Source organism: Paenarthrobacter sp. CM16 (assembly GCF_013179505.1).
GTDB lineage: Bacteria > Actinomycetota > Actinomycetes > Actinomycetales > Micrococcaceae > Arthrobacter.
Genome location: NZ_JABMCX010000185.1, coordinates 1 through 9,590, shown reverse-complemented (window position 1 = coordinate 9,590; position 9,590 = coordinate 1). Strand labels below are relative to the sequence as shown.

The 9,590-nt window shown below is 63.4% G+C and carries 10 protein-coding genes; 6 read left to right on the top strand and 4 right to left on the bottom strand.

The genetic code is table 11. The features are described from left to right. The 6 genes from HP499_RS15890 to HP499_RS15865 all read left to right on the top strand — a co-directional run. Window positions 1–239 (top strand): hypothetical protein (locus HP499_RS15890; RefSeq protein WP_172325199.1); only part of this gene is annotated, 239 nt, incomplete at its 5' end. Between the two features lie 203 nt (window positions 240–442). Next, the gene (locus tag HP499_RS15885; RefSeq protein WP_172325198.1) at window positions 443–1,687 is read left to right on the top strand and encodes a CdaR family transcriptional regulator; all 1,245 of its coding nucleotides are present in this window, start codon (window positions 443–445) and stop codon (window positions 1,685–1,687) included. A gap of 88 nt (window positions 1,688–1,775) precedes the next feature. Beyond that, window positions 1,776–2,705 (top strand): acyltransferase domain-containing protein, encoded by a 930-nt coding sequence (locus HP499_RS15880; RefSeq protein WP_172325197.1) that lies wholly within the window; start codon window positions 1,776–1,778, stop codon window positions 2,703–2,705. Beyond that, window positions 2,702–3,763 (top strand): beta-ketoacyl-ACP synthase III, encoded by a 1,062-nt coding sequence (locus tag HP499_RS15875; protein WP_172325196.1) that lies wholly within the window; start codon window positions 2,702–2,704, stop codon window positions 3,761–3,763. The genes HP499_RS15880 and HP499_RS15875 overlap by 4 nt, the downstream gene beginning before the upstream one ends. A 117-nt stretch (window positions 3,764–3,880) precedes the next feature. Continuing rightward, the gene (locus HP499_RS15870) at window positions 3,881–4,126 is read left to right on the top strand and encodes an acyl carrier protein (protein WP_011692310.1); all 246 of its coding nucleotides are present in this window, start codon (window positions 3,881–3,883) and stop codon (window positions 4,124–4,126) included. A gap of 132 nt (window positions 4,127–4,258) precedes the next feature. Next, entirely contained in the window at window positions 4,259–5,494 is a 1,236-nt protein-coding gene (locus HP499_RS15865; protein ID WP_172325195.1) for a beta-ketoacyl synthase, read from the top strand. A gap of 145 nt (window positions 5,495–5,639) precedes the next feature. On the opposite strand, the gene HP499_RS15860 is transcribed toward HP499_RS15865, so the two are convergent. From HP499_RS15860 to HP499_RS15845, 4 genes are all read right to left on the bottom strand, one after another. Further along, window positions 5,640–6,143, bottom strand: a complete 504-nt coding sequence (locus tag HP499_RS15860; protein WP_018776197.1) for a DUF3145 domain-containing protein — start codon at window positions 6,141–6,143, stop codon at window positions 5,640–5,642. Between the two features lie 237 nt (window positions 6,144–6,380). Then, the gene (locus tag HP499_RS15855) at window positions 6,381–7,280 is read right to left on the bottom strand and encodes a tyrosine recombinase XerC (protein ID WP_216660061.1); all 900 of its coding nucleotides are present in this window, start codon (window positions 7,278–7,280) and stop codon (window positions 6,381–6,383) included. 89 nt (window positions 7,281–7,369) lie between these two features. After that, window positions 7,370–8,602: a DNA-processing protein DprA gene (dprA, locus tag HP499_RS15850; protein ID WP_172325193.1), complete on the bottom strand. Its 1,233-nt coding sequence runs from the start codon at window positions 8,600–8,602 to the stop codon at window positions 7,370–7,372. Then, the coding region (locus tag HP499_RS15845) for a YifB family Mg chelatase-like AAA ATPase (protein ID WP_172325192.1) at window positions 8,599–9,590 on the bottom strand (992 nt) is incomplete at its 5' end. The genes dprA and HP499_RS15845, both read right to left, overlap by 4 nt.

The window sequence follows — 9,590 nt, the reverse complement described above, 5'->3', positions numbered from 1 at the left end:
GCCAATTCATCCCCAACGACTTCGCCTCCCTCGGAGCAGACGGCTTCGGCTTCTCCGACACCCGCCAAGCCGCACGCCGCTACTTCAAAAACGACACCCACTCCATCGTCACCAAAACCCTCCAGCTCCTTGCCGCCAAGGGAGAAGTTGAAGAAGGTGCCTTGGAGAAGGCGATCGAGAAGTACCGGCTGTTGGATGTGAACGCCGGCACCACCGGCGGCGCAGGCGGCGACGCCTAACCACCCGCCGGCAAGTCCCTGAACATCACGGGTCCAAGGCCACGCCAGCACCCCCTGCAACGGCGGCTTCCACCGAAAGGTGGGGGCCGTCGTCGTGGTTTAACCTCGTGGCAGGAAGGCTGCCGGGCATGTGACCGGCAACAACGCAAGTTGTAGCCTTCTCACAAATGGAGCTTGCCCGGGATGGGCCGTATGCTCATTCCATGGCAGAGCCGAGCAAAACACCTTCCAAGCGCAAGGCAGCAACCCAGGCATTGTCGCCGGAGAAGGCCGAAACTCTGCGTCAACTCCGTGCCAACGTGGGCCAATTGTCCACCAGCACCATGCGCCAGCTTGAGAAGTCGCTGCCCTGGTACACCCGTTTGAGCTCCGATGAGCGCTCGGCGCTGGGCCTGGTGGCCCAGAACGGAATCGCAGCGTTCGTGACGTGGTACGAGCGTCCCAGCTCGCCGTCGTGGATCCTCACGGATGTCTTCGGCAACGCCCCGACAGAACTGACGCGTTCGATCAGCCTGCAAAAAGCCCTGCAGCTGATCCGCATCGTCGTTGAGGTGGTGGAGGACCAGGTTCCGGTGATCGCCCCGGAATCGGACCAGCCCTCACTCCGTGAAGCAGTCCTGCGGTATTCGCGGGAGGTGGCATTTGCAGCCGCGGACGTCTACGCCCGCGCGGCCGAGTCGCGCGGCTCATGGGATACCCGTCTTGAGGCGCTGATCGTGGATGCCATCCTTCGCGGTGAGAACACCGATGCCTTGCGCTCCAGGATCGCAGCCCTTGGCTGGAAAGCCCAGGAACGGTTCACTGTAATGGTGGGCAATTCGCCGTCGGAACCGAGCGCCAGTTACGTCAGTGAACTGCGCAGGACTGCCGGTCGTTTCGCCGAGGACGCCCTGGTGGGAATTCAGGGTGACCGCCTCATCCTGATCCTTGGTGGCGTCCAGGACCGTGACACGGCCTACCTCAAGCTCAGCGAACTTTTTGCCCCGGGCGCTGTGGTCTACGGCCCCGAGGCAGGGTCCCTGCTGGAGGCCAGCGGCTCGGCGCAGGCGGCATTCGCAGGGCTCACTGCCGCCCGCGCGTGGCCTTCTGCCCCGCGGCCTGTTGCGGCCGATGACCTCCTCCCGGAGCGAGTCGTCTCCGGTGATGACGCGGCACGCAGGTCCTTGATCAAGAACATTTACCGGCCACTGCTGGCTGCCTCCAACGGCTTGGTGGAGACCTTGGGGACATATCTTGAGCTGGGCCATTCCTTGGAGGCCACAGCCCGGGAATTGTTCGTCCATGCCAACACTGTGCGCTACCGTTTGAAGCGTGTCTGCGACGTCACGGGCTGGGATCCGCTCCTTCCCAGGGAGGCTTTCGTCCTCCAAACTGCCTTGGTGGTAGGCCGGCTTTCGGCCCAACCCAAAGCCGCTCCCGAGCGTCATGCGTCGCGTTCACAGAACTGAACCGTTGTAGACTTCCTACAAACTGACCCAGTGAGCTTGGTGTACCAAAACACCAGTGGATCACGTGGCAATTTGGAAAGCTGGATACGTGCTTGCAATCGTCTGCCCTGGACAGGGCTCCCAGACCCCTGGATTTTTGGCCCCTTGGCTGGAACTCCCCTCCGTCGAAGGCCAACTGGCCCACCTGAGCGAGATCGCAGGCATCGACCTCAAGGCCCACGGCACCACCTCGGATGAAGAAACCATCAAGGACACCGCGGTGGCCCAGCCACTGATCGTTGCAGCGGGGCTTGTTGCTGCCAACTCGTTGTTCGACGTCGAGCTCAGCACGCTGCCAGTGATCCTCGCCGGGCACTCCGTTGGCGAAATCACCGCTTCCGCCTTGGCCGGAGTCCTGACTGAAGACGAAGCCATGACCTTTGTACGTGAACGTGCCAACAGCATGGCCGCCGCGGCTGCCGTCACCCCCACGGGCATGAGTGCCGTGGTGGGCGGTGACCCTTCCGAGGTGCTGGCAGCCATTGAGGCCGCCGGCGCGACGCCCGCGAACGTCAATGGCGCCGGGCAAACCGTAGCCGCCGGCACCTTTGACCAGCTCAAGGCGCTGGCTGAGAATCCCCCGGCCAAGGCACGCGTGATTCCGCTCAAGGTTGCAGGTGCCTTCCACACCTCCCACATGGCTCCGGCCGTCAGCGCGCTTGAGGCCCTCAAGCCATCGCTTTCACCGCAAAACCCGGCCGTACCCCTGCTGTCCAACTACGACGGCAACGAAGTAACTGCCGGGCCCGCCGCCGTCGACAGCCTGATCGCCCAGGTTTCCCGCCCCGTCCGCTGGGACAAGTGCATGGAAACGCTGGTGGGACGAGGTGTCACGGGCGTCATCGAACTGGCTCCTGCCGGCACCCTTGCGGGACTCGCCAAGCGCGGCATGCCCGGCGTCAAGACGGTTGCCGTCAAAACCCCGGATGACCTGTCCGCGGCCCTGGCGCTCTTCGCAGAATTGGAGGGACAGGCATGAGCACCCCCGTGTTGAACAAGGCCGTTGTCAATGAGAATGCGCGCATCCTCGGCATCGGCGCCTACCGGCCGGATGTCATCGTCACCAACGAGGATGTCTGCCAGTGGATCGATTCCTCCGATGAATGGATCCGCCAGCGTACAGGCATCATCACCCGCCATCGCGCTGCCGCTGACGTCAGCGTCATTGACATGGCCGAAGGCGCAGCACGCGAAGCGCTTCAGCAGGCTGGCATCGATGCGTCCCAGCTGGGCGCAGTGATCGTTTCCACGGTGACGCACCCTTACGCAACGCCGTCCGCTGCTGCTGCCCTCACCGAACGTTTGGGTGCGACGCCGGCACCGGCCTTTGACATCTCGGCCGCCTGCGCAGGCTACTGCTACGGCGTGGCCCAGGCTGACGCCCTGGTTCGTTCCGGTGCGGCGCAATACGTCCTGGTAGTCGGTGCGGAGAAGCTCTCCGACGTCATCGACAATCACGAACGCACAATCTCGTTCCTGCTCGGCGACGGCGCGGGGGCTGTGGTGGTGGGTCCGTCCGAAACTCCCGGCATCGGCCCTTCCGTGTGGGGCTCGGACGGCAGCAAGTGGGACGCCATTGGCATGACCCACTCCCTTGAGGACGTCAAGAAGCTAGGTGAATCCGCCCGGCACTCGGATGAAATCGACGATCCCGCAATTCTTTCGGCAACCCAGGATGTCTGGCCCACCCTGCGGCAGGACGGACAGACCGTGTTCCGCTGGGCCGTTTGGGAAATGGCCAAGGTAGCCCAGCAGGCACTGGATGCTGCGGGCATTGAAGCGGGCGACCTCGCCGCTTTTGTTCCGCACCAGGCAAATATGCGGATCATCGACGAAATGGTCAAGAAGCTCAAGCTTCCCGAATCCGTTGTCATCGGCCGCGACATCGCCCAGGCAGGTAATACCTCCGCGGCGTCCATCCCGCTGGCAACGCACCGCTTGCTTCAGGAGAACCCTAAGCTGAGCGGCGGCCTGGCCCTGCAGATCGGGTTCGGGGCCGGACTGGTCTTCGGCGCCCAGGTAGTGGTCCTGCCGTAGATCGGGACTTGTCCCGGATACCTCCAGCCAACTGAATACGACTTACAAACCCAAACCGTAACCCGCGGTTTGCCCCCTTTCCGGCAGTAGCCGGTACAACAAGAAAAGGAGCCAACAATGGCTAGCAACGAAGAGATCCTGGCCGGCCTGGCTGAAATCGTCAACGAAGAGACGGGCCTCGCCACCGAAGCCGTCGAGCTCGACAAGTCCTTCACCGAGGACCTGGACATCGACTCCATCTCCATGATGACCATCGTCGTCAACGCTGAAGAGAAGTTCGGCGTACGCATCCCGGACGAAGAGGTCAAGAACCTCAAGACCGTGGGCGACGCCGTCAGCTTCATCGCCAACGCACAGGCCTAGTCCTGACCCAGCTGTGCCGGGCCGGGATATCCATCCTCCAGGCCCGGCACAGCCGCAGTAACACCCAAAGATTTTATTGCCTCCCCTTGTGAATGCTGCAGGAGGGACGGCTATCCGACAGAGAGTGATCGCATGGCACGCAAAGTAGTCATAACCGGTCTGGGGGCCACCACTCCCATCGGCGGCGACGTCCCCACAATGTGGCAGAACGCGCTGAAAGGGGTCTCCGGCGCCCGCACGCTCGGTGACGAGTGGGTGGCCAAGTACGACCTCCCCGTTCACTTTGCTGCCCGGTGCTCGACGCCGGCACTTGAGGTCTTGAGCCGCGTAGAAGCCAAGCGCATGGACCCTTCCACGCAATTTGGTGTAATCGCAGCACGTGAAGCCTGGGCCGACGCCGGGATCGAAGAAATCGATCACGACCGTCTCGCAGTTGCCTTCGCTACCGGCATCGGCGGCGTCTGGACCCTTCTGGATGCATGGGACACCCTCAGGGACAAGGGACCGCGCCGCGTGTTGCCCATGACCGTTCCCATGCTCATGCCTAACGGCGTGGCCGCAGCAGTAAGCCTGGACCTCGGTGCCCGTGCCGGAGCCCACACCCCGGTTTCGGCCTGCGCCTCCGGTACTGAGGCCCTTCATCTGGGCCTGGACCTGATCCGCTCAGGCAAAGCAGACGTTGTGGTGTGCGGTGGCGCTGAAGCTGCCATCCACCCGATGCCTTTGGCAGCGTTCTCCTCCATGCAGGCACTCTCCCGCCGCAATGACGAGCCCGAGCGCGCCTCGCGCCCGTACGACACCGACCGCGACGGCTTCGTCATGGGTGAAGGTGCCGGAGCCTTGGTTCTGGAAGCCGAAGAGCACGCCCTTGCCCGCGGTGCCCGGATCTATGCAGAACTGGCCGGAACGTCCGTTACAGCGGATGCGTACCACATCACCGCACCGGACCCCGAAGGACTCGGTGCCACCCGTGCCCTGAAGGCCGCGATGTTTGATGGCCGTATCCAGGCCGAAGACGTCGTCCACGTCAACGCGCACGCTACTTCGACTCCAGTTGGTGACAAGCCCGAGTACACGGCCCTGCGTGCCGCCCTGGGGACCCATGTAGACAATGTGGCAGTCTCCGCCACCAAGTCGCAGATGGGCCACCTCCTGGGTGCGTCAGGGGCTGTTGAAGCTGTACTGACCGTGCTGGCCGTCTACGAGCGCAAGGCGCCAGTGACCATCAACCTCGAAAACCAGGATCCTGAGATTCCCCTCGACGTTGTGACCTCGGTCCGCGACCTGCCATCCGGTGACATCGTGGCGCTGAGCAACTCCTTCGGCTTCGGCGGGCACAACGCCGTCATTGCTGTCAGGAACGTCTGAGGGTTAGCAGCGCCCCTGGCGAAAACGTAAGAAGGGCCCCACCTGACGGTGGGGCCCTTCTTGTTGCTATGGGAGAAGCCTGCGCTCAGTCCTGCCTGGAAACGTCAGCGAAACTTACGCAGCGACGTGGTTTGGTACCGGTCCTCTAGCCGACCTGGTGCAGCCAGCGCACTGGGGCGCCCTCTGCCGCGTGGCGGAACGGTTCGAGTTCCTCGTCCCACGCTTCACCAAGCGCCAGGGACAACTCGTGGTAGACAGCTGAGGGATCGCCGGCGCCGGATTCATAGGCATAGCGGATGCGGTCCTCTGTGACCATGATGTTGCCATGGACGTCCGTAACGGCATGGAAAATTCCGAGTTCCGGCGTATGGGACCAGCGGGCTCCGTCCACTCCCTGGCTCGGTTCTTCAGTGACCTCGTAGCGCAGATGCGCCCAACCCCGGAGGGCCGATGCCAACTGTGCCCCGGTACCGGGGGCGCCAGTCCATGACAACTCAGCCCGGAACATTCCAGGCGCAGCGGGTTGAGGGGTCCATTCAAGATCGGTCCGCTTATCCACGACCGATCCAATGGCCCACTCAACGTGCGGGCAAAGTGCCGTAGGGGCCGAGTGTACAAACAGGACACCGCGGGTTGTTGCAACAGACATTCCATCCTCCATAGCTGTAGGTACGTCTTCCCCAACGACCTCTGCCTGGATGTTTGCTGTTGCAGCCGGATGCCTTGAATTTCTTGGGCCCAGACTGGCTATTCAGTTTTTGTTGGTTGCTACTGACGATCTTGGCACAGAGATAACCCTCAACCGTGAATTGAAGGTTTCCCCGTGGTGCTCTTATTTTGCCGTACGGCGCCGGTTTCCGCCAGTGCGCCACCTGGACGGCCGAACTCAGGCTCTGGGATGCGCCTGCTGGTAACTCTTTCTCAGCCGATCCACGGACACGTGCGTGTAGATCTGCGTGGTCGCGAGGCTGCTGTGTCCAAGAATCTCCTGGACGGCGCGTAAGTCCGCTCCCCCGTCCAAAAGGTGGGTAGCTGCGCTGTGCCTGAGTGCGTGCGGTCCTGTGGCCGACGTGTCGCCCAAAGCCTGGAGCAGTTCGCTGACCACCGCCCGGATCTGACGCGGATCAACCCGGCTTCCCCGTACTCCCAGGAACAAAGCGGGCCCGCTCTTGGCTGTCACCAAGGTTGGCCGGCCCCGTCGGAGCCAATCGTCCACGGCCAATGCCGCCGGAACACCGAATGGCACGGTGCGCTCTTTGTTGCCCTTACCCAGCACCCGGAGCGTGCGTCGATCCGGATCAAGGTCATCGATGTCCAGGCCGGCGAGTTCCCCCACGCGGACTCCGGTGGCATACAAGAGTTCCACCATGGCCCGGTTGCGAACAGCCATGGGGCCTCCTTCTGCGGCTGCCGTGTTCAGGTCATCCACCATCCGGGTTACCTGCTGCTGCTGAAGGACTCCCGGCAGGGATTTGTCGCGCTTGGGTGCCTGCAGGCGGATGGCGGGGTCTGCAGCAATCAGTTCCTCCCTCAGTGCCCAAGCCGTGAAAGACCTGGCGGTCGCGGCCCGGCGGGCCAGCGTGGCCCTGGCCATGCCCGCTTCGCTCTGCGCGCCAAGCCAGCGACGCAGCGAACCCAGCTCGAGTTGGCCGAGCTCTTCGATACCTTCCTGCACCGCAAAACCGAGGAGGCTCTCCACATCTGCAAGATAAGCACGCACCGTATGTGCGGATCTGGCCCGCTCGCCCTCCAGGTATCGATGAAAGCCCTCCACAGCGGTGCGCATTGATGATGGCAGTGATTGTGCGTCCACATCTCCCACTGTGCCAGCATCCGGGACTTACAGGCCGCATCAACATGATTTCCCCGCCCTGCTCAGGCGTTTTTGGCCCGTTTCCAAGCACCCCGTTCCGAGTTGGCCAGGCCCATGAGCCCCAGCCGCCCAAGGCCGGCCCGCACAGCCTCCGGACTCAGCCCTGCCACCACTGTGAGCTTTTCCACGGACGTGGCGGCGCGGAGGGGTAGCGCATCAAGGAGAATGAGATCTTCCAAGGACAAGCCATCGTGTATGGCGGCATCGGCGTTCCTTTCCGCACTGGTGGATTCTCCGATGGCTCCGGCCAGCTCAGCGATCTCGCCCGCATCAGTGACACAGACGGCTCCCCCCTCCCGAAGCAATCGGTGGCAGCCCGCCGAGTTGGCGCTGTGAATGGACCCGGGAACCGTCGCAACGACCCTGCCGATCGATTCAGCATGATGTGCCGTGTTGAGCGCACCTGAACGCCACCGCGCTTCCACCACAACAGTGACGGACGCCAGGGCCGCGATGATCCTGTTCCTTTGCAGAAACCTATACCGTGTGGGCGCGGACCCAGGAGGAACTTCCGAGATGACAGCACCTTGGGTGGCTACAGTACGGAGCAGGTCATCATTGCCGGAAGGGTAAAAGCGGTCCACGCCTCCGGCCATCACGGCAATGGTAGGCAAGTCGGTTGCCCCGCCGCTGAGCGCCCCGCGGTGCGCATGCGCATCAATGCCATAGGCGCCCCCGGAAATCACCGTAAAGCCACGCTGCGCCAAGCCGTACGCGAAGTCTCCCGTGACGGAGGCGCCGTAGCTGGTGCTGTCCCTGGACCCCACCAAAGCAATGGTTCGGGGCGCTGGCGGCAGCGGCTGCTCCTGACCCCGCCACCACAGGCAGAGGGGTTCCTGCAGCCCAAGGTCCTGGAGTTGATCAGGCCACAATTCGTCTCCGGGAATGATCAAGCGCCCACCCAGCCGGCGCATGGTTTCAAGGTCACGCTCCGGAGCCAGGTCCTTGACCCGTGGCGCCCATCGCCGGAGTGTGGCCGGAAGCCCGGCCCAGGTGGTTGGTCCCCCGGCTTCAACCAGCAGGGTGGAAATCTCCTGTTCCAAGGCGGGGCTTGTTGCGAGCTCTCCGGTGGCCACGCCCAAGGCGTCGACCGCTCCTAGGGCCCTTACCAGGGCAAGGCCCACCGAGTCCTGCGGCTCCATGAGCCGGGCAAGCGCAGCCCGGGCGATCCGTTCGTTGTCATACAACCCCACTGCGGCCACTTTCTTGGTTCCTTTCGTGTCGATGTCCCTCATGTGGCAACCGCAGCTTGTCGAAGCCCCAGTGCTTGGCCGATGTGATCAACGGTGGGTGTCCCGCCGTGTCCCAGGTCTGCGAGTGTCCAGGCCAAGCGGAGAACGCGATCGTAGCCGCGCGCCGTCAGCATTCCGCGTTCCAGGGCGGTGTCAAGGATTCTTGTGGTCCCCGGCGGCAACCGAAGTTCGCCTCGCAAAATGCGGCCAGGAACCTGTGAGTTGGTTTCAAGTCCCAATCTCAGCAACCGATCCAGTTGGCTTGCCCTGGCTGCCAGCACACGTTCCGCAACGGCGCCCGTGTCTTCTTCCTGCCCTCCTTGACCGAAATCGGCCAAGGACACCCGCTCAACCTGGAGCTGGATGTCCACACGGTCCAACAACGGCCCGGACATTCTCCCGAAGTAGCGCCGCCTCATCATGGCTGTACAGGTGCAATCCATCCCTTTGCCGGAAGCCTTCCCGCACGGGCAAGGGTTCGCTGCAAGGACCAATTGGAAACGTGCAGGGTATGCTGCCGTTCCCGCCGAGCGGTGTATCACCAGTTCTCCGCTTTCCAAGGGTTGCCGGAGAGCGTCGAGCACCCGCCGTTCGAACTCCGGCGTCTCGTCCAGGAACAGAACTCCACGATGCGCCCGGGAGGCAGCACCCGGCCGTGGAAGTCCTGATCCGCCACCGATGATGGCCGCGGCCGTGGCGCTATGATGCGGACTCTCAAAGGGTGGCCTGCGAATCAGCCGCACGGCCGAAGACTGCACAGCGGCCAACGAATGGATGGCCGTCACTTCCATGGCCGCGTTGTCTGCCAAATCCGGGAGCAATCCCGGCAAACGCTCCGCCAGCATTGTCTTTCCCGCACCCGGCGGCCCGGTCAGCAACATGTGGTGGCCCCCGGCGGCGGCGACTTCGAGCGCGCGTCGTGCCTCCCCTTGACCCGAAACATCGCAAAGGTCCGGCACCATGAACGCCTCACCGTCATCGTCCCCGGGGG